Source organism: Neisseria sp. P0024.S006 (genome assembly GCF_051956595.1).
Lineage (GTDB): Bacteria > Pseudomonadota > Gammaproteobacteria > Burkholderiales > Neisseriaceae > Neisseria.
On record NZ_JBQCXH010000002.1, the window covers coordinates 416233 to 437944 of the forward strand.

Below are 21712 nucleotides of genomic sequence, written 5' to 3' on the forward strand. Positions count from 1 at the left end.
CAAGCCGTAGCCCGCACAAAACCTAATGATTAAAACCATTACATTTGCTATTTTGCATTTCAGCGTCGCATTTAGTGTCGCCTATATTCTGACCGGCAGTATCGGTGTTTCCAGTGCGGTGGCTTTGGTCGAACCCATCGTCAATACCGTCGTCTTTTATTTTCATGAAAAAGCGTGGAACCGCTACGAGAAAAACAAATCCGAAAAGCAAAAATTGTGGGTGCCTCTGCATCAGTGCGGCTAAAGTTTCAGATGGCCTTTTGCTTGATCAAAACCGATTATGGTTTTTCGGTTCGGCCATCGCCATCAAAATGCCAAACCCTAAAATAGAGTAAGACTTTACAAGGGCTTCATGAAGGTAAAAATGCTAAAATACGCTATTCTTGCAAACCCATTCAGACGGCCTCAATGCTCACCGATTTAGAAAAAAACGCCATCCGCGACCATTACCAAAACATCGGCAAAAACCTGCCCGGTTTCCGTCCGCGCGCTTCGCAGCGGGAAATGATTGCGGCGATTGCCAACGCTTTTTCGCGGACGTTGACGCGTGAAGAAGGCGAAGAAGCGCCCAAACGCGAGGGCGAGAGCATTGCCGTGATCGAAGGGCCGACCGGCGTGGGTAAATCGTTGGCCTATCTTTTGGCCGGTGGAATCATGGCGCAAACGCGCGGCAAACGGCTGATTGTCAGCAGCGCGACGGTGGCCTTGCAGGAGCAGTTGGTCGACCGCGATTTGCCGTTTCTGGTCGAAAAAAGCGGTTTGGAGCTGACCTTTGCGCTTGCCAAGGGGCGCGGCCGTTATCTTTGCCCCTACAAACTCTATCAACTGACGCAAAACAATGCCCAGCAAAACCTGCTTGGTTTTGAAGCGCCGGAAGTGTTGTGGGACAGCAAACCCAAGCCGGAAGAATTGAACCTGCTGCGCGACATTGCCGATGAATTTTCCGCCCGCCGCTTTAATGGCGACCGCGACACTTGGCCGGAAAAAATCGATGACGCGATTTGGCTCAAAGTGACCAACGACCGCCACGGCTGCCTGAAATCCGCCTGTCCCAACCGTCCGGAATGCCCGTTTTACCTGGCGCGCGATGTTTTGGAAACCGTCGATGTCGTCGTTGCCAACCACGATCTTCTGCTTGCCGACATCAGCATGGGCGGCGGTGTGATTCTGCCTGCGCCCGAAAACAGTTTTTATTGCATAGACGAAGCGCACCACCTGCCCAAAAAAGCCCTCAGCCGTTTTGCCGCCGAACATTCATGGAATATTGCCGTTTGGACGCTGGAAAAACTGCCGCAGCTTACCGGCAAAATTGCCGCGCTGACCGATAAAGCCGAACTTGCCAACCTTGCCGACGAAGCTGCCACATCCTTGCTCGACAGCCTGCACGAATGGCAGTTCCATTTGGTGGAAGAGCCGTCTTTAAGTCTGGGGTCGTCTGAAAATGACAGGCGGAAACACAACGAACCGACTTGGCTGTGGGAAGACGGCAAAATCCCCGAAGGCCTTGAAACCACGGTTTCCAATACGGCCATTGCTGCGCGCAGCCTGCTCAAACACGTTATCGGCCTGAACGATGCGCTTTCCGACGCACGCCGCGAAAAAGAACAGGACGGCGCGCTCCTCGACCGCCTGACCAGCGAGTTCGGCCTTTTTATCGCCCGTATCGAACAAATCAGTGCGGTTTGGGATTTACTCTCCACCGTTCCCATCGAGGGCGAAGAGCCGTTGGCGAAATGGATAACCCGCCGTGCCGACGACAAAAACGACTATATTTTCAACGCCAGCCCCATCAGCAGCGCATCCCACCTTGCCAACAATCTGTGGCGGCGCGCGGCAGGTGCGGTGCTGACTTCGGCTACCCTGCAATCGCTCGGCAGCTTCAACCTGATTTTGCGCCAAACCGGCCTATTATGGCTGCCCGAAACCACCACGCTTGCTTTGGAAAGCCCGTTTAATTTCGATGCGCAAGGTGAGCTGTATATTCCGCCGGTTCATGCCAGCCCGAAAGACCCTGATGCGCATACGGCCGCCATTGTCGAATGGTTGCCGAAGCTGGTTTCGCCGGTTGAAGCCATCGGCACGCTGGTGTTGTTTTCCTCGCGCAAGCAAATGCAGGACGTCGCCTTGCGCCTGCCTGACGAATACTTGCCACTTCTGCTTGTGCAGGGCGAGTTGCCCAAGGCCGTTCTTTTACAAAGGCACCATCAAGCCATTGCCGAAGGTAAAGCCAGCATTATTTTCGGCCTTGACAGTTTTGCCGAAGGCCTCGACCTGCCCGGCACGGCCTGCGTGCAAGTCATTATCGCCAAGCTACCGTTTGCCATGCCGGACAACCCCATCGAGAAAACGCAAAACCGCTGGATTGAACAACGCGGCGGCAATCCCTTTATCGAAATTACGGTGCCTGAAGCCAGCATCAAACTGATCCAAGCCGTCGGCCGCCTTATCCGTACCGAACAGGATTACGGCCGCGTGACCATCCTCGACAACCGCGTCAAAACGCAACGCTACGGCCAACAATTATTGGCCTGTCTGCCGCCGTTTAAACGGATAGGGTAGTTGTGGATAATTCAAAGGCAAAGGCCGTCTGAAACCAAATGTTCAGACGGCCTTTTATTCTTTTCAAGCTATAAATCCAATTTCATGACGGATACGGTTTCCCCGTTGTGCCAAGTCTGCGTGATTTCTTTCCAGCCGAACTTTTCATACACGGCCTGCACATCCGGCGTATAGAGAAACAGATGCGGCAAACCCAGTTCGTGTGCTTTATCCAGACAAAACGAAACCAGCTGCCTGCCTACGCCCAAACCGCGAAATTGCGGCAAAACGAACACATCGCCCAGCCAATATTCGTATTCGGGAAAACACGCCATATCAAACCGCTTCAATGCCGCCGAACCCATCAGCCGCCCTTCCTTATCCACAGCCGCAAACGCCAGCGGCAAGTTATCCCCATTAAGGCACTGCGCGTAATACGCACGGATTTTGTCCAGAGACGACCACGGCGCAAAATCGTGCCATTCCTCAAACAGCGCGAGGGCTAAAGGCTCGACAAATTCAGGCTTCAGACGGCATATGTTCATATTGGGTCCTTTTGTTGTACCGCATAGGGATAGTTTTTACAGTATAGGCCGTCTGAAAGGTTAACACATCTTAAAAAATCAGCGTAAAACACGATAAACCCGCCGCCAGCCCCATTCAAATCACTTATAATTCTGTCCATACCGCACACAAACAAAAGAAGAACATCATGGCCAAGAAATTTCCCATTTTCCCGAAAAATCCCGAGCGTATCTGCTGGGGTTGCGACAAATACTGCAAAGAAGACGATTTGCAATGCGGCAACGGTTGCGAGCGCATCCAACATCCCATCGAATTGGACGGCCGCGACTGGTATAAAAAAGGCGACTGGAGCAATTTGTTGAGCGAAGAGCAGCAAATCGAGCTTGGACTGAAAGAAGCACCCAAGCCGGCCAAACCGCATATCAAACTGCCTTTGAAAAACAAAACGGCTTAAACGGTATGCCGTAAACAAACGAGATAAAAAAAGGCCGTCTGAAACCTGAAAACAGGGTTTCAGACGGCCTTTGCGTTGTCGGATTATGCCTTCACATAATGCACAAACGCGTATTCGATGCCTTTGGCGGAAACATGATTTTCCCGAGAGGCTTCTTGCCATGTTTCTGTGGAAAACTCAGGAAAAAACGCATCGCCGTCCACATCCAAACCGACTTCGGTCAAGCGCAAATCGGTGGCAATCGGCAGGGCTTGTGCATAAATTTGCGCGCCGCCCATGATGATGACTTCTTCAACCCCCTGACACAAAGCCAGTGCATCTTCCAAAGAAGCCGCCGTTTGCGCGCCTTCGGCCTGATAAGCTTGGCGGGTGATGACGATATTTTGACGGCCGGGTAGAGGTTTGCGCGGCAGCGATTCCCATGTTTTGCGGCCCATAATGACGGGTTTGCCGGTGGTGTAGGATTTGAAAAAGGCAAAATCCTCGGGCAAATGCCAAGGCATGGTGTTGTTGATGCCGATACAGCGGCGGGCGGCGTAGGCGGCGATAAGGGTGATTTTCGGCATGATGAAATCCGTTTGTAAAATAAAATGATTATAGCGGAAGGGACTTTGAATAGACTGAATACCCGATATTTTAAAAATGTTTCAATATTTATAAAATCAATATTCAAAATACTTAATTTTGACAAAAATCATTTATTGTTCATTTTTTTAGGTATATGATAAATATCATACCAAATAAAAAAGGAAAGGAAAAAAATGATGAGAACCCTCCGTATTTCTGCTTTGACGGCTTCCCTGTCTTTGATGTTGGCTGCCTGCGGCGGCGCAACAAGCGGCTTGTCAAATGCCGTTACCGAGCCGCTCAATCCGCATCCGAAAGGCGTGTTGTCCGTTGAATTGAACGAATCCGTCCCTGAAAACGGTACGTTGGACCTGACAGCCAACGGTAAAACGCAAACCCTGCAAAAAGGTGACAAACTCGATACCGGCTTTTTGAAAACCGATAAAGTATCCTCTTACGACTACGCCCAAAAAATCAAGGTAAACGGCCAAGTCATCACTTTGGAAACGGGCGACTTTCAAGTGTATAAACAAAATTATTCCACTGTTGCCGCGCGTTACGCCAAACAAAAAGCCGATGACGCAGGCAAGCTGCAAAACCTCGATACATACACATTCACCGTCGGCGAAGTCCAAGGCGATGAAACTGCGTATCGCAATTTGCCCAAACAAGGCAGCTATCAGTATTCGGGTATCGCGTTTAACGGCGACGACCGCAGCGGCCGTCTGAAATACACCGTCGATTTCGATAAAAAACAAGGTTACGGCAAAATCAGCAGCATGGCTTCCCACAATAATGTCGACCTGCTTGCCGCAGGCATTGCCAATAACAACGGCAAAGCCGCCATCAGCGGTAAAACCAGTTTGAACGGTGTCGAAAACGGCCGTTACGATTTGAAACTCTTCGGCCCGCAGGCTGAGGAAATTGCCGGTAAGGCGCAAATCAAAGTTGGCGATTCCACCAAAGAAATCGGTTTGGCCGGTAAGAAAGAATAGGAAAAAGGCCGTCTGAAAGGTTCAGACGGCCTTGTTATTATCCAAAAAAGCAACGGCTCAAACCGTTGCTTTTTTCATGCCAACCTCAATTACAGGCTGCCCAAGATAATGCGCAATACGCGGCGCAACGGTTCGGCAGCGCCCCACAAGAGTTGGTCGCCGACAGTGAACGCGCTGATGTATTCGCCGCCCATTTCCAGTTTGCGGATACGGCCGACGGGAACAGACAGCGTGCCGGTTACTTTGGCGGGCGTCAGCTCGTGGATGCTGGCTTCTTTTTCGTTGGGGATGACTTTCACCCAGTCGTTCGCGCCTGCCAAAATCGCTTCGATTTCAGAAACAGGCAGGTCTTTTTTCAGCTTCAGGGTAATGGCTTGGCTGTGGCAGCGCATAGAACCGATGCGCACGCACAAGCCGTCGATTACGGTCGGATTGTCGCTGCGGCCGAGGATTTTGTTGGTTTCCACGCCGCCCTTCCATTCTTCTTTGGACTGGCCATTACCCAAATCCACGTCAATCCAAGGAATCAGGCTGCCGGCGAGCGGTACGCCGAAGTTGGCTTTCGGATAGTCTTCGCTGCGCAGGAAATCGGACACTTTGCGGTCGATGTCGAGGATCGCGCTGGAAGGGTCGGCAAGCTCGTCTGCCACTTGGGCGTGAATCGCGCCCATACCGCTGATGAGTTCGCGCATGTTTTTCGCACCCGCGCCGGAAGCGGCTTGGTAGGTCATGCTGGTTGCCCATTCGACCAAATCGTTTTGGAACAGGCCGCCCAAAGCCATCAGCATCAGGGAAACGGTGCAGTTGCCGCCGATGTAGTTTTTCACGCCGTTTTTGAGGCCGTTGTCGATGACGTTGCGGTTGACCGGGTCGAGGACGATAATCGCGTCGTCTTTCATGCGCAGGGAAGAAGCCGCGTCAACCCAGTATCCGTTCCAGCCGCTGTCGCGCAGGGGTTGGAACACGGATTTGGTGTAATCGCCGCCCTGACAGGTAACGATGATGTCCATTTTTGCCAATTCGGCAACATCGTTGGCATCCAACAATGTTTTGGCCGCCTGACCGAAATCAGGGGCAGCACCGCCGACGTTGGAAGTGGTAAAGAAAAACGCTTCGGGAATATGGGCGAAGTCGTTTTCTTCTTTCATACGCTGCATCAAAACAGAGCCGACCATACCGCGCCAGCCGACAAAACCTACTTTCATGTGTTACTCCTTACAAAGAAAATCCGGATAAGTTTATAGTGCATTAACAAAAATCGGAACGGCATCGCCTGCCGCTTTGTTCAGATTTTTGTTAACCCACTATAAAAAAGGGGAAAACAAACGTTTTAACGCCGTCTGCGGAAAATGTAAAGGTTTTTATCGAAAATTTTTAGAATGATAGGAAAATAGGTTAAGATGGCAATGAAATTGCATTTCATTAATGGTACAGAGGAAGATTAAATGAGCAAAATCAATTTGTCGGATTTGCCCCAAACAGAAATAGTAGATGTCCATATTGCTTCGCCGGGGGCGAGGGTTGCGGCATATTTGTTGAATAATCTGTTTACTTTTTTGATATGGTTACCATTCATTGTGATGGTAGTTTTCACTTTAGATGAAAGCAAAGAATTAGTTTCGGAGTCTTCTCTTTCTAATACCCCTGAATATTTTGCCATAACATTTTTTATTTCTTTGGCTGTTTATTTGGTTTTCGGTATCTTCCAACTGTATTACATGAGCCGGGACGGTCAGTCTTTAGGTAAAAAAATTATGGGCATCCGCGTGTTAAAAAGTGACGGGAATAATCCAGGTTTTGAAGGAACAGTTTTAATCCGCGAAGTTGTTTGGGCGCTTGCTGTTGGTGTTGTGGTAACTATTGTATCGTTGGCAATAAGTGACACGGGTGGAAACCTGATTTCTCTGCTTATAGCCTTCATCAACTTCATCATGCTCTTTTCCGTCAAACGCGACCGCCGCACGCTCTACGATATGCTGGCCGATACGGTTGTCGTCAAATTGCCGCCGCGCCGATAAATCGCTTTTTTGTGTTAAAATCAGCACTTTCCAACATAGGCCGTCTGAAAAATCGCTTTCAGACGGCCTTTCGACACGCTATTGATTTCATGAAAAAACATTTGTACCGCATTACGCTCGTCAGCATTGCCGCGGCCATTCTTGCCGCCTGTCCGAGCAAAAGCATTAAAAACCTCCCCGAAACCGACACCAGCGTTATCAAAGGCCCTGACCGCCCCACCGGTACGCCCGATCCCGTCGGTACGACAGTGAGCGGGGGAGGAGCAAACTACACCGTAGTTTCCTACAACGAATTGCCGCACTGGGACCTCCAACACTTTACCAAAAGCCTGCAATCTTTCCGTTTAGGCTGTGAAAAACTTAAAAACCGCCAAGGCTGGCAGGACGTTTGTATCCAGGCCATGCAAACACCGGTGCACCATTTCCAAGCCAAGCACTTTTTCGAGCGCTATTTCACCGCATGGCGCGTCGATAACGGCGGCAATCCTGCCGGCACCATTACCGGTTATTACGAACCGGTCCTGCGCGGCGACGACAAATCCACGAGCCAATCCCGTTTCCCTATTTACGGCATTCCGAACGATTTTGTTTCCGTTCCGCTGGCTGCAAACTTGAGGGGCAGCAAAGCCACCGTCCGCATCCGCCAAACCGGCCCAAACAGCGGCGTCATCGACAACAGCGGCGCATACACGGCCGACTTGTCCAGATTCCCGATTACAGCACGCAGCACTGCGCTGAAAGGCCGTTTTGAAGGCAGCCGTTTCGTTCCTTACTACACCCGCAGCCAAATCAACGGCGGCGCGCTTAACGGCAAAGCGCCGATTTTGGGTTATGCAGATGATCCGGTCGAACTTTTCTTTATGCACATTCAAGGTTCAGGCCGTCTGAAAACACCGTCCGGCAAATACATCCGCGTCGGATTTGCCGATAAAAACGAGCATCCGTATGTTTCCATCGGCCGCTATATGGCGGACAAAGGTTATCTGCCGCTGGGTCAGACCAGTATGCAGGGCATCAAGGCCTATATGAAGCAAAACCCCGGCCGCCTTGCCGAAGTTTTGGGACAAAACCCAAGCTATGTCTTCTTCCGCGAGCTGACCGGCAGCGGCGATTCCGGCCCGGTGGGCGCATTGGGTACGCCGTTGATGGGCGAGTACGCCGGTGCCATCGACCGCCACTACATCACGCTTGGCGCACCGTTATTTGTCGCCACTGCCCATCCGATCACCAAAAAAGCCCTCAACCGCCTGATTATGGCGCAAGACACCGGCAGCGCGATCAAAGGCGCGGTCCGTGTGGATTATTTCTGGGGCTATGGCGACGAGGCAGGCGAAGTGGCCGGCAAAATGAAAACCACCGGCTATGTATGGCAGCTTTTGCCCAACGGCATGAAACCGGAATACCGTCCATAAACAGCGGTTTTAAAAAAGGCCGTCTGAAACCTGAATCTTGGTTTCAGACGGCCTTTTTATTTCGATAAAAATGCGGCAGGTTTTTAAAACCTGCCGCGGTATGGGGACATACAGCTCGGACGGTAAGCCGGGTTCTGTCGCGGACAGTCATTCCTCTAGGCACATCATTGCTGGTGTGCTCAAGCAACCTACCCGAACGCTCGGCGAGCAGCGTCATCGCGTTCTGTTTGGTCTTGCTCCGAATGGGGTTTAGCCTGCTGCGCTTTGTTACCAAATGCACGGTGCGCTCTTACCGCACCTTTTCACCCTTACCTGTTTTGCCCGAAGGCAATCATCGGCGGTATTGCTTTCTGTTCCACTTTCCGTCGCGTTGCCGCGCCCGGCCGTTAGCCGGCATTCTGCTCTGTGGAGCCCGGACTTTCCTCCCCGTATGCCTTACGCGATACGCGGCGACTGTCTGTCCGACCTGTATGAGGTGCGGATTATAACACAGCCGCCATAGGGTTCAGACGGCCTAAATATTTATTTTTTCTTTTTAAATGCTATTTCGGTCAAACCCAATTCCTGTGCTTTTTTGCGAACTGCGGATTCGGGCATTTCGCGTGCCAGGCGGCTGGTGCAGTATTCGGTCATGGTGGTGGCGCAGGCTTTGAAGTTGCCGGTAAAGTCGCTGGCGGCACTTAAAAACGGGATGAGGCGGCCGGCCATGATTTCTTCGGCCGGTGCGTCTGTTTGGGCGGATACGCGTCCGGACTCGACCGCCGAGAAGATTTGTTCGGTAAAGCGTCGGGCGAAGTTTTCTTCTGTTTGGCAGTCTTGGAAGGCGGTGTTTTCATGTTGGCAGACAAGGGTAACTTCGCCTTCTGCTTCTTGCAGCGGCTCGGCCAAATCGAGTTTGAGGGTTTGCTTGTCGGTTTGCAGCCAGGCGGTGCGGCCTTGGGTTTTGATGATTTTGCCGTAAACGCCGATGGCATCGTTTTGGGGGATGTTTTTCTGTTCGGCAAGTTGCTGGGCCGAGAATAAGGGGGCTTGTTCGGCAAATGCGCCGCCGGTTTCGTGTTTGAAGTAGGCGGCGAGGTCTTGTTTGATGAGGGCTTGGGTCAGCAGTTTTTCGCCTTCGGTCAGGCGGTGTGCGAAGCCGTGTGTTTTGGGGGCGGATGCGGCATCCGTGGTGGTCTTGGCGTCCGGTGTGCAGGCGCTCAGGAGTAAAAGCAGGGGAAGGATGTATTTCATGGTTGGTCTCTCAACAGGCCGTCTGAATATATGGTTTCAAACGGTCAGCATTGTTTATCGATAACGATAAACCCGGCGGGGATAAACGGGATAGGCCGGGTAATTGCGGACGGGTTCGCTGTCTTGATAGATGACGGTCGTCCCGGGCGGGGCGTTGATGGTCACGGTTTTGTTGACAGTGGTTTGCGCGTGGACGGGCAGGTCTAAGACGGCGGTGCGCCCGTACGGAGTCTCGGTATAAACGCACGCGCTTAGAAGCAAGGCGGCACTCAGGACGGCAGTTTTCATGTTTCAGACGGCCTTATTTGAGCAGGTTTTTTAAGGCCAGACGCACACCTTCGCCGACTTCCGTGCCTTTGGGAATGCCTTTGGTGGCGGCTTTGGCTTCGCGTTCGTTGTAGCCGAGGGCAAGCAGGGTGTTGATGATGTCTTGGCTTTCGTCGGCAACGGCATCAGGGGCAAAAAGGCCGTCTGAAACGGTATGGGACACGAGTTTGCCGCGCAGTTCCAACACCATGCGCTCGGCGGTTTTCTTGCCGATGCCGGGGGCGGAGGAGAGGCGTTTGACGTCTTCTTCGGCGATGGCTTGCGCCAGCTCGTCGGCATTCATGGCCGACAAAATGCCCAATGCGGTTTTGGCACCGATGCCGCTGACTTTGACCAGTTGGCGGAAGGTGGCGCGTTCCTCGGCCGAGGCGAAACCAAACAGCAAATGCGCGTCTTCGCGGACGACAAGCTGGGTGTAGAGATGGACGGTTTCGCCAACGGGGGGCAGGTTGTAGAAAGTCTGCATGGAAACGTCGGCTTCATAACCGACGCCGTTGACGTCGATAACGACCTGCGGCGGATTTTTCTCAATCAATTTGCCTGTGAGCCTGCTGATCATGGTGTTCCCCTGTGATTAAAAAAGGCCGTCTGAAACCTTGCAATCGGGTTTCAGACGGCCTTGTATTGTATCAAACTTCAGCGCTAACGCGGACGAAATCAGATGGCGGATGCCAGGTTCAAATGACGGGCGCGTTCGCCTGCTTCGGCGGCACGTTCTTGACTGCTGAACGGACCCATTTTGACAACGTATTCGTAGTTGCGTTTTTCCAGCATGACTTTGCTGTCTGACGGCAGGCTTTGTGCGGCTTGGTTCAGATAAGCCTGCGCTTCGCGTTGGGTACCGAAGGATTTCAAATCAACAAAAAATTCTTTGTTGTTTGGGGAAACAATGGTTTGAGCGGCGGTTTGGCCGGGGATGATTTGCTCAACTTTGACGTTGGCCGTGCCTTGGTTGATGAAACCTAATTGTTGGGCGGCGGCGCGGGAAACATCGATGACGCGGTTGCCGTGGAAAGGGCCGCGGTCGTTGACACGGACGATGACGCTTTTGCCGTTTTGCATATTGGTCACGCGTGCGTAGCTGGGAATAGGGAGGGTTTTGTGGGCGGCGGAGAGGGCGTTCATATTGTAACGCTCGCCGCTGGAAGTTTTACGGCCGTGGAATTGGTTGCCGTACCATGAGGCTTTACCGGTTTGGCTGAAAGAGGAAACTTGGGTCAGCGGCGTGTAGCGTTTGCCGGCAACTTTGTAACTGCGGTTGGCAGAAGGATGCAGTTTTTCGACTCGGACCACGCTGTCGGCGACGGCGGCATTGATGGAAAGGACGCCGATGGTGGCGGCGGCTAAGGAAAGGAGGGTTTTTTTGGTAAAAGTCAAAACGGGTTCCGTTCTTGAGTTGATAACGCAGCGGTTTCAGACGGCCTGTTATACGCCGCCGGCAAAACCGTTTTGCCGCCATGCTTCAAACAGAATCACGGCGACGGTATTGGAAAGATTCATGCTCCTGCTGCCGGGCATCATCGGCAGGCGGATTTTTTGTCCGGCAGGCAGGCTGTCGAGAATTTCGGCAGGCAGGCCGCGCGTTTCGGGACCAAACAGCAACACGTCGCCTTCGCGGAAGGAAACTTCGTCGGGGCGGGTAGAGCCTTTGGTGGTCAGCGCGAAAATGCGGCGGCCTTCGAGTGCCTTGAGGCAGTCTTCGAAATTCTCATGTACCGTCAGTTTGGCAAACTCGTGATAATCCAAACCCGCGCGTTTCATTTTGGACGAATCCAGCGGAAACCCAAGCGGCTTGACCAAGTGCAAATCTGCACCGGTATTGGCGCACAGACGGATGATATTGCCCGTATTGGGCGGGATTTCGGGTTGGTACAAAACTATGGTAAACATATAAATCAATCACTTATAGAGTGGCATAATGCCGAAATGTTCCATGGGTGTCAAAAACTTTAAGCTATTTTTTCATTGGCGGCCGCGCCAAAGACCAACAACAAATTCGGCCTGCGCCTGATTTTTTCAGCGTTTTCGCCAATTCGTCCAAAGTCGAGCCGGTGGTGAAGACATCGTCAATTAACAGAATATTACACTCCTTCGGCAATTCGGCTTTGATTTTAAATGCATTCTTGATATTTCGCCGACGTTCGTCGCTTTTCAGCGTACTTTGCGGCTCGCCATGCCGTCTGAAAACCGCGTGGCGCGGCAGCAGCGTCCAGCCGTAGCGTTTCGCCAAAATATCCGTCAACGCCTCGCTTTGGTTGAATCCGCGTTTGAGCCGCCGCTCTTTGCTCAAAGGCATGGGCAGGACGAAATCGAAGTGTTCCGTCGCCAGCCAGCCGGGTGCGTTTTGGCACATCAAATCCGCCAACGGACGGCTCATGCCCAAATCGGCCAAGTGTTTCAGCTCGCGTATCATGCTGCTGACGGGCGGTTCGTAATACAGCGAGGCCCACATTCTATCAAATGCGGGCGGCTTTTTCTGACAACTGCCGCATACTGCCCCGCCCGCGACATGGCGGAAACATAAAGGACAGTTTTGTGCCGCGTCGATAAAATATTCCGTCAAATCGTTTGCGCAGCCTCGACAAAGGCCGTCTGAAACGGAATCGTGGCATAATACGCAACGTCGCGCATTGAGCCGTTTCAAATTGCGCCACCAAGAAAGAACATTCATGCCACACTCCGCCAAAAAAGTTTATCTGATACACGGTTGGGCGGCGAACCGCCATGTATTCGACGATTTGATACCGCGCCTGCCTGCCGGTTGGGATGTCCGCGCGCTTGATTTGCCCGGACACGGCGATGCGCCTTTTACCGAACCGTTTGATATTGCCGCCGTTGCCGAAGCCTTCGCCGGACAAATCGACACGCCGGCACACATTCTCGGCTGGTCGCTGGGCGGACTGGTTGCTCTGTATCTGACCGCGCTTTATCCCGACAAAATCCAATCGCTCTGCCTGACGGCAAGTTTTGCCCGATTGACTGCCGACACGGATTATCCCGAAGGCTTGGCGCAACCTGCCTTGGGCAAGATGGTCGGCGCATTCCAGCAGGATTATGCCAAACATATTAAGCAGTTTCTACAACTACAACTGCTGCACACGCCCCATTCCGGCGAAATCTTAAACCGGGTGCTGCCCGATTTAGCGCGCTGCGGCACGCCTTCCGCCCTGCAGGCCGCGCTTGAAGCGGTCAACCATGCCGATGCGCGTCCGCTGTTGCCGCTGATTCAGACGCCGTCACTGCTGGTGTTTGGACAGAAAGACGCCATTACACCGCCGCGCATGGGCGAATATTTACACCGCCATTTGAGTAACAGCGAGCTGGTCCTTATCGACAAAGCCGCACACGCGCCCTTTTTAAGCCATGCCGACGAATTTGCCGAAACCTACCGCAATTTTGTCGAAAAGGCCGTCTGAAACAGCCTTCAACCATAAAAACAGAATATTGTCGGGCAAAGCCCGCTGACACGACCCACCATGACCGAACAAGACAAACGCTGGCAAATTCACCGCCATCTCGCCCAAGACACCGACGAGCGCCTGCAGCTGGTCCGCAATGCACCCAAACGCATCATGCTGATTGGTGCTGATGCCGACATCAGCCGCAGCCTGCTGGCCGCGCGTTATCCCGACGCCGTGTTTGAAGAATACGATCCGAATGCCGACTTTTTGAAAACCGCCGCCGCCGCGCGCAAAGGCGGTTTCTGGCAGAAGCTGACCGGCAAAACCATTCCGCAACATTGCCAAGCCCTGACTGCGCCGTTGCCTGAAGCAGCTGCCGATATGTTGTGGGCCAACCTCAGCCTCAGCCGCGCCGACGATATTTTGCCGGTATTGAAAAACTGGGCCGCAGCCTTGAAAACTGACGGATTATTGTTTTTCACGCACTTTGGCCGCGACAGCCTGACCGAGCTGACAGGCCGTCTGAACCATGAAGGCATCGAATGCGAAGCGCCCACGCTGATTGATATGCACGACTTGGGCGATATGCTCGCCGACAACGGCTTTTACGATCCGGTAACCGATACGGCCAAGCTTGAGTTGAGCTATAAAAAAGCCGGGACGTTTTGGCAGGACATGGAAACCTTGGGATTGTGGAATGCGTTGAAGTTCAGCCATCCGAAGGCGGCCAAGGAATGTGTGGATAAGATTTTTGCCAACGAAGGCCGTCTGAACATCACGCTTGAAACCGTGTACGGCCATGCCGTGAAGAAATTGGTGTTGCCGCAAGGGGAGAACGTGGTGCAGTTTTTCCCGAAAAAACAGATGCAGGCCGGAAGCTGAGGCTGCTTGGATTTGAATGCAAAAAGGCCGTCTGAAAAGTTTTCAGACGGCCTTTTGTTTGATTCCGAATTAAGCCTGTTTGGCCGCCCATTCGGCCGGCGTGGCGGCAACGGAAATCGACAGCGCGTGCAATTCATTGCTTTCGAGTTGCGGCTTGAGGCCGTCTTTAATCAGGCGGTGGCGGGCGAGGCGGGCTTTGCCTTCAAAGGAAGAGGAAACGATTACGGCGAAGAAGTGATGGCCATCGCCTTCGACTTCGACGTGTTCGCAAGGGGTAACGCCTTCAATCAGGGTTTTGACTTGTTCGGGTAAAAGCATGAGGGTTCCTTGGGAAATGGTTTGTTTGTAAAACAGGCATTATACCGAATCTTGATAAAAACAGGCCGTCTGAAAAACCAAACTTCGGGTTTCAGACGGCCTCGGTCTTTGGAAGCGTCAAATGCTTATTCGTACACTTTCAGCAGCTCGACTTCAAAAATCAAAGTCGCGTGCGGAGGAATCACGCCGCCGGCACCGTGTGCGCCGTAGCCCATTTCGGAAGGAATGGTCAGCTTGCGTTTGCCGCCTTCTTTCATGCCGCCGAAGCCTTCGTCCCAACCTTTAATCACTTGGCCGACGCCCAGGGTGATGGTCAGCGGTTGACGGCGGTCGAGGCTGGAGTCGAATTTGGTACCGTCTTCCAACCAGCCGGTGTAATGTACGGTGATTTCTTTGCCTTTGACGGCTTCTTTGCCGTGGCCTTCTTGCAAGTCTTCAATAATCAGGCTCATGATGTTCCTTTCGGATGTATGGTGAAAATCGGCTCAAGATTACCATATTGTGCGCAATCGTGAAACAAAGCCGCCCATATGGCCGGCAGCAAAAAGGCCGTCTGAAACGGATTTTCAGACGGCCTTTGTTTTATGCTAACCCTTATTTGTTGTCAGGTCGGGATTTGACATCGGTGGATACAGGCAGCTCAGGCATGGTTCGGGCAGATTCAGGAACATTGCCGGAGAGGGCTTTCAAGAAGGCAACGATGTTTTCAGTGTCTTCCGGAGCCAGGGTTTTACCCAATTGCGCTTTCGCCATGATGTTGACGGCTTTATCCAATTCCCAAACGCTGCCGTTGTGGAAGTATGGGTAGGTGCGCTCAACGTTTCTCAAGCCGGGAACGCGGAAGAAGAATTCGTCTTCGGCTTTTTTGGTTACGTCCGCACGGCCTTTGTCGTGTTTAGGATCGTCGATGTGTTTCCAGTAAGGACCATCCACCAAACCGAATTTTTGGAACATGGCACCGCCCAAGTTGACGCCGTTGTGACAAGCGATACAGCCGTTGTCCATAAATGCGCGTACGCCTTTGCGTTCTTGTTCGCTCAGGGCAGATACGTTGCCTTTCAGGTAGTCGTCCCAACGGGTCGGAGTCAGCAGGGTACGTTCAAACGCGCCCAATGCGGTGGTGATGTTTTTGAAGGAAACCGCGCCGTCTTCAGGGAATGCGGCTTTGAATTTTTCTTGGTATTCAGGGATACCGGCGATTTTGGCGGCGGCATCGGCTTCGGTAGCGTTGGCCATTTCAACAGGGTTGAGCAATGGGCCGCCGGCTTGTTCTTCCACATCGGCGGCACGGCCGTCCCAGAATTGGCTGCCCAACAAGGCGGCATTCAGAGCAGTTGGGGAGTTACGGCCACCGAATTGGCTTTTGTGACCCGCGCTGGTCGGCATGTTGTCTACGCCGGCAGTTGCCAAGTTGTGGCAAGAGTTACAGCTGACGGTGTTGCCTTTGGACAGGCGGTTTTCGTACCAAAGTTGTTGGCCGAGTTTGACCTGTTCTTCGGTAAACGGACGAACTTTTTGCATTTCGCTAAGTCAGGCAAAGGTTTGAACGTAGCTTGCGCGCGTTCCAACAGGGCTTTGTCTTCGGCAGAAACATCGGCGGAATTTTGAGGGGCCGAAACAGCGGCGGTGCTTGCGGCAGCATCGGCACCGCTCGCGGCAGAAGCTGCTTGAGGGGTTTCGGTTGTTTGAGCCGTTTTCTCGCCGCAGGCGGTCAGCGCGGCAGAAACGGCCAAAGCCAAAGCGATTTGGTGGAGTTTTAAACGTGGCATAGGAGGGTTCCTTTGTTATGCGTTTGTTATGTCATGGATTGCTGATTGCACCAGCAATATGCCAACTATAAAAGATAAGGCGGTTTTAATTTTTGTTGTAAATCAACCTTTTAAATTTGATAAATTCTGAAAATATCACTGATAGGGAAATTTATACTATGGAACTTTTTTATTATTTATTTACAATTGCTTAGATAAATTAAGGCCGTCTGAAAAAATAAAATTCAGACGGCCTTATTCAGACGGCCTTTTAGTTTTTATTGATTACGTCCGTTATTTTATTTTAAAAAATCTTAATAAATATGGGGTTATTAAAAAATAAAAATAATTTGCGTTATTAAGCATAAAGCGTTATAAATGCGTTAACAAATGAACATTTCACTTTAGAGTTTTTTATGCTGATTGCTTTATTGATTATGCTGCGCGAGGGCATCGAAGCCGCCCTGATCGTCGGCATTGTTGCCAGTTTTTTGAAACAGTCGGGACACAGCGAGCTGATGCCGAAGGTTTGGCTGGGCGTGTTTTTGGCTTCGGTCATGTGTTTGGGTATTGGTTACGGCATTCATTCCGCTACCGGCGAGATTCCGCAAAAAGAACAGGAATTGGTGGTCGGCGCCATCGGCCTGGTGGCTGTGGCGATGCTGACGTACATGATTTTGTGGATGAAGAAGGCCGCGCGTTCGATGAAACAGCATCTTCAGGATTCTGTTCAGTCGGCCTTAAACCGCGGCAGCGGCCAGGGTTGGGCCTTGGTCGGCATGGCGTTTTTGGCTGTGGCGCGCGAAGGTTTGGAGAGTGTGTTTTTCCTGCTGGCCGTGTTCCAGCAAAGCCCGACGTGGTCTATGCCGATAGGCGCGGTGTTGGGTCTGTTGGTGGCGGTTGTCATCGGTACGCTGATTTATCAGGGCGGTATGCGCCTGAACTTGGCGAAGTTTTTCCGTTGGACGGGCGCGTTTTTGATTGTGGTAGCGGCCGGTCTGTTGGCCGGTTCATTTCGCGCGCTGCATGAGGCCGGCGTATGGAATGTGATGCAGGATATTGCTTTCGACACATCGAAATATTTGCATGAAGACAGCCCTTTAGGCGTGCTGCTCGGCGGTTTCTTCGGCTATACCGACCACCCGACCGAAGGCGAAGTCCTGATTTGGCTGCTGTATCTGGTTCCCGTCATGATTTGGTTTTTGCGCGGCAGTGCGCCGGCAAAAACGTTAACTAAATAAGAAGGAAGTAAAATGAAAAAATTCAATCTGACTGCTTTGTCTGTAATGCTGGCTCTGGGTTTGACCGCGTGTCAGCCGCCTGAAGCCGAAAAAGCCGCGCCTGCCGCTTCAGGCGCATCCGCTGCCGCCAATGCCGACGGTTCGGTCAATATCGGTGTGAACGATACTGCCTGCGAACCGATGGAATTGACCGTCCCCAGCGGCCAAGTCGTGTTCAACATTAAAAACGACAGCGGCCGCAAGCTGGAATGGGAAATTCTGAAAGGCGTGATGGTGGTGGACGAGCGTGAAAACATCGCCCCGGGTTTATCCGACAAAATGACCGTTACCCTACTGCCGGGCGAATACGAAATGACTTGCGGCCTGTTGACAAATCCGCGCGGTAAGCTGATTGTTACCGACAGCGGCTTCAAAGACACTGCCAACGAAGCGGATTTGGAAAAACTGTCCCAACCGCTCGCCGACTATAAAGCTTACGTTCAAGGCGAGGTTAAAGAGCTGGTGGCGAAAACCAAAACCTTTACCGAAGCCGTTAAAGCCGGCGACATTGAAAAGGCCAAATCCCTGTTTGCCGCCACCCGCGTCCATTACGAACGTATCGAACCGATTGCCGAGCTTTTCAGCGAACTCGACCCCGTCATCGATGCGCGTGAAGACGACTTCAAAGACGGTGCGAAAGATGCCGGATTTACCGGCTTCCACCGTATCGAACACGCCCTTTGGGTAGAAAAAGACGTATCCGGCGTGAAGGAAATTGCAGCCAAACTGATGACCGATGTCGAAGCACTGCAAAAAGAAATCGACGCATTGGCGTTTCCTCCGGGTAAGGTGGTCGGCGGCGCGTCCGAACTGATTGAAGAAGTGGCCGGCAGCAAAATCAGCGGCGAAGAAGACCGTTACAGCCATACCGACTTGAGCGACTTCCAAGCCAATGTGGAAGGCTCCAAAAAAATCGTTGATTTGTTCCGTCCACTGATCGAAGCCAAAGACAAAGCGTTGTTGGAAAAAACCGATGCCAACTTCAAACAGGTTGAAGACATTTTGGCGAAATACAAAACCCCGAACGGTTTCGAGCTGTATGACAAACTGAGCGAAGAAGACCGCAAAGCCCTGCAGGCGCCAATTAATGCCTTGGCAGAAGACTTGGCCAAACTGCGCGGCATTTTGGGTTTGAAATAAGATAACGCGTTTTCAGACGGCCTTTGGATATTGAAAGGCCGTCTGAATCTTATTGTCGCCCACACAAAATATGCTTGAAAACCGACCTTACTTCACACGATTGCAATCTTTCCGTTCCCTGCCAAGGAGCAGACCATGAGCCAAAACAAACAACCGGAGCAACCCGAAAAACGAACCCTTTTCAAAACTGCCCTTGCCGCCGGCGCCATCGGCGTTGCCGGTTATTTTGCCGGTAAAAAACAAGGCGAAGCCGCCGCCGAAACCCAAAACAACCAACATTCCGAGCTGGCCTATCCGTGTTATGGCGAGCATCAGGCAGGCATCGTTACGCCACACCAGCTCTTCGGCATCATGTGTGCCTTTGATGTTACCGCCAAAGACGCCAAACAACTTGAAAACCTGTTCCGCGCCCTGACCGCCCGCATCGAATTCCTCACCCAAGGCGGCGAATACCAAGACGGCGATGACAAGCTCCCGCCTGCAGGCAGCGGCATTCTCGGCAAACAATTCCGTCCCGACGGGCTGACGGTTACCGTCGGCGTCGGCAGCAGCCTCTTTGACGACCGCTTCGGCCTCAAAGACAAAAAGCCGAAACACCTGCAGGAAATGCGCGACTTCCCCAACGACAAACTCCAAAAATCTTGGTGCGACGGCGACCTCAGCCTGCAAATTTGCGCATTCTCCCCCGAAACCTGCCAAGCCGCCCTGCGCGACATCATCAAAAACACCGCCCAGTTTGCCGTCATCCGCTGGAGCATAGACGGTTGGCTCCCTAAAGCCGAACCCGGCGCCATTGCCGCGCGCAATCTTTTAGGTTTCCGCGACGGCTCCGGCAATCCCAAAGTCGAAGATCCCAAAGTCGCCGATCAAGTCCTGTGGACGGGCGTTGCTGCCAACAGCTTGGACGAACCGGCATGGGCGAAAAACGGCAGCTATCAGGCCGTCCGCCTTATCCGCCACTTTGTCGAGTTTTGGGACCGCACCCCGATGCAGGAACAAACCGATATTTTCGGCCGGCGCAAATACAGCGGCGCGCCCATGGACGGTAAAAAAGAGGGCGACACCGCCGATTTTGCCAAAGACCCCGACGGCAAAATCACGCCCAAAGACAGCCATATGCGCCTTGCCAATCCGCGCGATCCGGAGTTTATGAAAAAACACCTGCTCTACCGCCGCGCCTTCAACTACTCGCGCGGCCTTGCCGCCAACGGCCAGCTCGATGTCGGCCTGATTTTTATCTGCTATCAGGCCAACCTTGCCGACGGCTTCATCTTCGTGCAAAACCTGCTCAACGGCGAGCCGCTGGAGGAATACATCAGCCCGTTTGGCGGCGGCTATTTCTTCGTCCTGCCGGGTGTCGAAAAAGGCAGCTTCCTCGGCAAAGAGCTTTTGGGCGTATAAATCCGCCGATGGTTTGAATAGATAATAAAAGGCCGTCTGAAAACTGATTTCCAGATTTCAGACGGCCTGAGTTTTTTCTATCAAACTAAATGTTTCGCCAAGAAAGCCAATGCGTATTCGACGGCTTGCGCCCTTACTGCTTCGCGGTCGCCTGTGAATAGCGCGGTTTGCTCAAACGAGTCTTCGGGCGTGGCCAGGCCGAACCAGACTGTGCCGACCGGTTTGGCCGCGCTGCCGCCGCCAGGGCCGGCGATGCCTGAAATACTCAAGGCGTAATCTGCCTGCGCGACGGCTTTTGCGCCGCGAGCCATTTCATAGACGGTCTCGCGGCTGACCGCGCCGTGTTTCAGCAAGGTGTCGGGCATGACGCCGAGGCGGTCTTGTTTGGCTTGGTTGCTGTATGTGACGAAGCTTTGGTGAAACCACTGCGAGCTGCCGGGAATGGAAGTCAGCGCACCTGCAAGTAGGCCGCCGGTGCAGGACTCGGCGCAGGTAACGGTTTGGCGGCGGCTGGTCAGGTGTTCGGCGATGGTTTGCAGATGGGACATGGCGGCTCCTTATGGAAAAGGGTGGAATGGGGCGGGCGTTTGACCCGCCGGGTTTCAGACGGCCTGAAAGCTGAAATCAGGCTTTCGGCTGAATGAGGTGGACATCACATTGTGGGAACGGGATGTTGATGTTGGCGGCACGCAGGTTTTCAACCACTTGCTCGTTCAGGGCGAATCGGAACGGGCCGAGATTTTCTTCTTGCGTCCACGCCCAAAGGGTAATTTCGATGGCGCTGTCGCCAAGGTTGGTAATGTATACGACGGCAGGTCGTTCTTCGGTTTGAACACACAATGGATGCTCGGTTGCCGCTCTCAATACGGCGGCTTTGGCGGCTTTCAAGTCGCAGGCGTAGTCGACGCCGACAACGACTTGGGCGCGGCACAGGGGCAGGGAGGAGCGGTTGGTGATGCTGTTGGTCATGACCACGCTGTTGGGCAGGACGACTTCTTCGTTGTCCGGCGTACTCAAAGAGGTCTGCACCATTTTGATTTCGCGGACGATACCTTCAAAACCGTTGACACGGATAAAGTCGCCGACTTTAAATGGGCGGAACAGGATAATCAGCGCGCCGGCGGCGAAGTTGGACAGTTGGTCTTTCAAAGACAAAGCCACGGCCAAGCCTGCGCCGCCGATCAAGGCGGTAACGGAAGTGGTCGGGATGCCGAGTTTGCCCAGTGCGGCGATGATGACGAGGATCAGCAGGCCGATGTTGGCGACGTTGCCGAGGAAGCTGACCAGTGTTTTATCGACTTTGGCGCGTGTCAGCGCGGCTTTCATCAGTGTTACCAAGCGTGTGGCGATCCAGCGGCCGATAAAGAAGATGGCTAAGGCGGCCAGCAGGTTGGTACCGAAAGACATGCCGGTTTGGGCGAGTTGTTCCCAACCGGAGAAGGAGGAGAGGACTTGAAGATCGAAATTCATAAT

Annotated in this window: 24 protein-coding genes, 1 other RNA gene and 1 pseudogene; 11 read left to right on the top strand and 15 right to left on the bottom strand. The window is 52.8% G+C overall.

Translation table 11 applies throughout. The annotated features are described in order from the left end of the window. Positions 1–25 precede the first annotated feature (25 nt). Both ACTHUF_RS05745 and dinG read left to right on the top strand, forming a co-directional pair. A complete protein-coding gene (locus ACTHUF_RS05745) occupies positions 26–244 on the top strand; it encodes a DUF2061 domain-containing protein (protein ID WP_070826381.1) in 219 nt (72 codons plus the stop codon). Positions 245–408: 164 nt separating this feature from the next. Next, the gene (gene dinG / locus ACTHUF_RS05750) at positions 409–2559 is read left to right on the top strand and encodes an ATP-dependent DNA helicase DinG (RefSeq protein WP_440407326.1); all 2151 of its coding nucleotides are present in this window, start codon (positions 409–411) and stop codon (positions 2557–2559) included. 68 nt (positions 2560–2627) lie between these two features. On the opposite strand, the gene ACTHUF_RS05755 is transcribed toward dinG, so the two are convergent. Further along, positions 2628–3083: a GNAT family N-acetyltransferase gene (locus tag ACTHUF_RS05755; RefSeq protein ID WP_070873670.1), complete on the bottom strand. Its 456-nt coding sequence runs from the start codon at positions 3081–3083 to the stop codon at positions 2628–2630. Positions 3084–3250: 167 nt separating this feature from the next. Between ACTHUF_RS05755 and ACTHUF_RS05760 the strand changes: the two genes are divergently transcribed. After that, positions 3251–3517: a DUF3079 domain-containing protein gene (locus ACTHUF_RS05760; protein WP_003686685.1), complete on the top strand. Its 267-nt coding sequence runs from the start codon at positions 3251–3253 to the stop codon at positions 3515–3517. 83 nt (positions 3518–3600) lie between these two features. Here ACTHUF_RS05760 and ACTHUF_RS05765 read toward each other — a convergent pair whose 3' ends face one another. Further along, positions 3601–4083, bottom strand: coding sequence for a dihydrofolate reductase (locus ACTHUF_RS05765; RefSeq protein WP_003747727.1), 483 nt, complete (start codon positions 4081–4083; stop codon positions 3601–3603). A 198-nt stretch (positions 4084–4281) separates the two neighbouring features. Between ACTHUF_RS05765 and ACTHUF_RS05770 the strand changes: the two genes are divergently transcribed. After that, on the top strand, positions 4282–5079 hold the full coding sequence (locus tag ACTHUF_RS05770; protein ID WP_315093453.1) for a factor H-binding protein: 798 nt from the start codon (positions 4282–4284) through the stop codon (positions 5077–5079). An 89-nt stretch (positions 5080–5168) separates the two neighbouring features. Here the strand turns inward: ACTHUF_RS05770 and asd are convergent, their stop codons facing one another. Beyond that, on the bottom strand, positions 5169–6284 hold the full coding sequence (gene asd / locus ACTHUF_RS05775; protein WP_049333106.1) for an aspartate-semialdehyde dehydrogenase: 1116 nt from the start codon (positions 6282–6284) through the stop codon (positions 5169–5171). 240 nt (positions 6285–6524) lie between these two features. On the opposite strand from asd, the gene ACTHUF_RS05780 reads away from it, so the two are divergent. Both ACTHUF_RS05780 and mltA read left to right on the top strand, forming a co-directional pair. Next, entirely contained in the window at positions 6525–7097 is a 573-nt protein-coding gene (locus ACTHUF_RS05780) for an RDD family protein (RefSeq protein WP_070587859.1), read from the top strand. A gap of 89 nt (positions 7098–7186) precedes the next feature. Further along, positions 7187–8509 carry a murein transglycosylase A gene (mltA, locus tag ACTHUF_RS05785; RefSeq protein ID WP_049344924.1) on the top strand — a complete coding sequence of 441 codons (1323 nt, stop codon included), beginning with the start codon at positions 7187–7189 and terminating at the stop codon, positions 8507–8509. 107 nt (positions 8510–8616) lie between these two features. Here the strand turns inward: mltA and rnpB are convergent. The 7 genes from rnpB to ACTHUF_RS05820 form a co-directional block, all read right to left on the bottom strand. Next, positions 8617–8978: RNase P RNA component class A (gene rnpB / locus ACTHUF_RS05790), an RNA gene on the bottom strand. 53 nt (positions 8979–9031) lie between these two features. Further along, positions 9032–9742 carry a hypothetical protein gene (locus ACTHUF_RS05795; RefSeq protein WP_315093171.1) on the bottom strand — a complete coding sequence of 237 codons (711 nt, stop codon included), beginning with the start codon at positions 9740–9742 and terminating at the stop codon, positions 9032–9034. Positions 9743–9796: 54 nt separating this feature from the next. Then, complete coding sequence (locus tag ACTHUF_RS05800) at positions 9797–10030, bottom strand: hypothetical protein (RefSeq protein WP_049322987.1); 234 nt, start codon at positions 10028–10030, stop codon at positions 9797–9799. A 13-nt stretch (positions 10031–10043) separates the two neighbouring features. Continuing rightward, positions 10044–10628, bottom strand: coding sequence for a Holliday junction branch migration protein RuvA (gene ruvA / locus ACTHUF_RS05805; protein WP_070646431.1), 585 nt, complete (start codon positions 10626–10628; stop codon positions 10044–10046). A gap of 98 nt (positions 10629–10726) precedes the next feature. After that, a complete protein-coding gene (locus tag ACTHUF_RS05810) occupies positions 10727–11446 on the bottom strand; it encodes a septal ring lytic transglycosylase RlpA family protein (RefSeq protein ID WP_315093167.1) in 720 nt (239 codons plus the stop codon). A 48-nt stretch (positions 11447–11494) separates the two neighbouring features. Next, positions 11495–11959: a tRNA (uridine(34)/cytosine(34)/5-carboxymethylaminomethyluridine(34)-2'-O)-methyltransferase TrmL gene (gene trmL / locus ACTHUF_RS05815; RefSeq protein ID WP_036492475.1), complete on the bottom strand. Its 465-nt coding sequence runs from the start codon at positions 11957–11959 to the stop codon at positions 11495–11497. A gap of 64 nt (positions 11960–12023) precedes the next feature. Further along, positions 12024–12740 (bottom strand): ComF family protein, encoded by a 717-nt coding sequence (locus ACTHUF_RS05820; RefSeq protein ID WP_440407327.1) that lies wholly within the window; start codon positions 12738–12740, stop codon positions 12024–12026. Here ACTHUF_RS05820 and bioH point away from each other — a divergent pair. Together bioH and ACTHUF_RS05830 are read left to right on the top strand one after the other, a co-directional pair. Then, positions 12739–13485 carry a pimeloyl-ACP methyl ester esterase BioH gene (bioH, locus tag ACTHUF_RS05825; protein ID WP_070624861.1) on the top strand — a complete coding sequence of 249 codons (747 nt, stop codon included), beginning with the start codon at positions 12739–12741 and terminating at the stop codon, positions 13483–13485. The two genes, ACTHUF_RS05820 and bioH, sit on opposite strands and share 2 nt — an antisense overlap. 60 nt (positions 13486–13545) lie before the next feature. Continuing rightward, on the top strand, positions 13546–14352 hold the full coding sequence (locus tag ACTHUF_RS05830; protein ID WP_440407328.1) for a methyltransferase: 807 nt from the start codon (positions 13546–13548) through the stop codon (positions 14350–14352). Positions 14353–14421: 69 nt separating this feature from the next. Here ACTHUF_RS05830 and ACTHUF_RS05835 read toward each other — a convergent pair whose 3' ends face one another. The 3 genes and pseudogenes from ACTHUF_RS05835 to ACTHUF_RS05845 all read right to left on the bottom strand — a co-directional run bounded on the left by ACTHUF_RS05835 (position 14422) and on the right by ACTHUF_RS05845 (position 16439). Beyond that, positions 14422–14670, bottom strand: a complete 249-nt coding sequence (locus tag ACTHUF_RS05835) for a BolA family protein (RefSeq protein WP_003686612.1) — start codon at positions 14668–14670, stop codon at positions 14422–14424. Positions 14671–14795: 125 nt separating this feature from the next. Further along, positions 14796–15125: an FKBP-type peptidyl-prolyl cis-trans isomerase gene (locus ACTHUF_RS05840; protein WP_094192864.1), complete on the bottom strand. Its 330-nt coding sequence runs from the start codon at positions 15123–15125 to the stop codon at positions 14796–14798. Between the two features lie 139 nt (positions 15126–15264). Then, positions 15265–16439, bottom strand: a pseudogene (locus ACTHUF_RS05845) (cytochrome-c peroxidase). A gap of 395 nt (positions 16440–16834) precedes the next feature. On the opposite strand from ACTHUF_RS05845, the gene efeU reads away from it, so the two are divergent. The 3 genes from efeU to efeB all read left to right on the top strand — a co-directional run bounded on the left by efeU (position 16835) and on the right by efeB (position 20239). Further along, entirely contained in the window at positions 16835–17659 is an 825-nt protein-coding gene (gene efeU / locus ACTHUF_RS05850; protein WP_036492490.1) for an iron uptake transporter permease EfeU, read from the top strand. Between the two features lie 12 nt (positions 17660–17671). Next, positions 17672–18838 (top strand): iron uptake system protein EfeO, encoded by a 1167-nt coding sequence (efeO, locus tag ACTHUF_RS05855; RefSeq protein ID WP_049335642.1) that lies wholly within the window; start codon positions 17672–17674, stop codon positions 18836–18838. A 135-nt stretch (positions 18839–18973) separates the two neighbouring features. Further along, positions 18974–20239 (top strand): iron uptake transporter deferrochelatase/peroxidase subunit, encoded by a 1266-nt coding sequence (gene efeB / locus ACTHUF_RS05860; protein WP_128582165.1) that lies wholly within the window; start codon positions 18974–18976, stop codon positions 20237–20239. Positions 20240–20319: 80 nt separating this feature from the next. Here the strand turns inward: efeB and ACTHUF_RS05865 are convergent, their stop codons facing one another. Both ACTHUF_RS05865 and ACTHUF_RS05870 read right to left on the bottom strand, forming a co-directional pair. Then, complete coding sequence (locus ACTHUF_RS05865) at positions 20320–20787, bottom strand: CinA family protein (protein WP_070695222.1); 468 nt, start codon at positions 20785–20787, stop codon at positions 20320–20322. A gap of 76 nt (positions 20788–20863) precedes the next feature. After that, the gene (locus ACTHUF_RS05870; RefSeq protein ID WP_070587831.1) at positions 20864–21709 is read right to left on the bottom strand and encodes a mechanosensitive ion channel family protein; all 846 of its coding nucleotides are present in this window, start codon (positions 21707–21709) and stop codon (positions 20864–20866) included. Positions 21710–21712: the final 3 nt, after the last annotated feature.

Bases quoted from the DNA above. Each gene is read 5' to 3' on its own strand.
- ACTHUF_RS05745 (WP_070826381.1), top strand. From the start codon at position 26: ATGATTAAAACCATTACATTTGCTATTTTGCATTTCAGCGTCGCATTT.
- dinG (WP_440407326.1), top strand. From the start codon at position 409: ATGCTCACCGATTTAGAAAAAAACGCCATCCGCGACCATTACCAAAAC.
- ACTHUF_RS05755 (WP_070873670.1), bottom strand. From the start codon at position 3,083: ATGAACATATGCCGTCTGAAGCCTGAATTTGTCGAGCCTTTAGCCCTC.
- ACTHUF_RS05760 (WP_003686685.1), top strand. From the start codon at position 3,251: ATGGCCAAGAAATTTCCCATTTTCCCGAAAAATCCCGAGCGTATCTGC.
- ACTHUF_RS05765 (WP_003747727.1), bottom strand. From the start codon at position 4,083: ATGCCGAAAATCACCCTTATCGCCGCCTACGCCGCCCGCCGCTGTATC.
- ACTHUF_RS05770 (WP_315093453.1), top strand. From the start codon at position 4,282: ATGAGAACCCTCCGTATTTCTGCTTTGACGGCTTCCCTGTCTTTGATG.
- asd (WP_049333106.1), bottom strand. From the start codon at position 6,284: ATGAAAGTAGGTTTTGTCGGCTGGCGCGGTATGGTCGGCTCTGTTTTG.
- ACTHUF_RS05780 (WP_070587859.1), top strand. From the start codon at position 6,525: ATGAGCAAAATCAATTTGTCGGATTTGCCCCAAACAGAAATAGTAGAT.
- mltA (WP_049344924.1), top strand. From the start codon at position 7,187: ATGAAAAAACATTTGTACCGCATTACGCTCGTCAGCATTGCCGCGGCC.
- ACTHUF_RS05795 (WP_315093171.1), bottom strand. From the start codon at position 9,742: ATGAAATACATCCTTCCCCTGCTTTTACTCCTGAGCGCCTGCACACCG.
- ACTHUF_RS05800 (WP_049322987.1), bottom strand. From the start codon at position 10,030: ATGAAAACTGCCGTCCTGAGTGCCGCCTTGCTTCTAAGCGCGTGCGTT.
- ruvA (WP_070646431.1), bottom strand. From the start codon at position 10,628: ATGATCAGCAGGCTCACAGGCAAATTGATTGAGAAAAATCCGCCGCAG.
- trmL (WP_036492475.1), bottom strand. From the start codon at position 11,959: ATGTTTACCATAGTTTTGTACCAACCCGAAATCCCGCCCAATACGGGC.
- bioH (WP_070624861.1), top strand. From the start codon at position 12,739: ATGCCACACTCCGCCAAAAAAGTTTATCTGATACACGGTTGGGCGGCG.
- ACTHUF_RS05820 (WP_440407327.1), bottom strand. From the start codon at position 12,740: ATGAATGTTCTTTCTTGGTGGCGCAATTTGAAACGGCTCAATGCGCGA.
- ACTHUF_RS05830 (WP_440407328.1), top strand. From the start codon at position 13,546: ATGACCGAACAAGACAAACGCTGGCAAATTCACCGCCATCTCGCCCAA.
- ACTHUF_RS05835 (WP_003686612.1), bottom strand. From the start codon at position 14,670: ATGCTTTTACCCGAACAAGTCAAAACCCTGATTGAAGGCGTTACCCCT.
- efeU (WP_036492490.1), top strand. From the start codon at position 16,835: ATGCTGATTGCTTTATTGATTATGCTGCGCGAGGGCATCGAAGCCGCC.
- efeO (WP_049335642.1), top strand. From the start codon at position 17,672: ATGAAAAAATTCAATCTGACTGCTTTGTCTGTAATGCTGGCTCTGGGT.
- efeB (WP_128582165.1), top strand. From the start codon at position 18,974: ATGAGCCAAAACAAACAACCGGAGCAACCCGAAAAACGAACCCTTTTC.
- ACTHUF_RS05865 (WP_070695222.1), bottom strand. From the start codon at position 20,787: ATGTCCCATCTGCAAACCATCGCCGAACACCTGACCAGCCGCCGCCAA.
- ACTHUF_RS05870 (WP_070587831.1), bottom strand. From the start codon at position 21,709: ATGAATTTCGATCTTCAAGTCCTCTCCTCCTTCTCCGGTTGGGAACAA.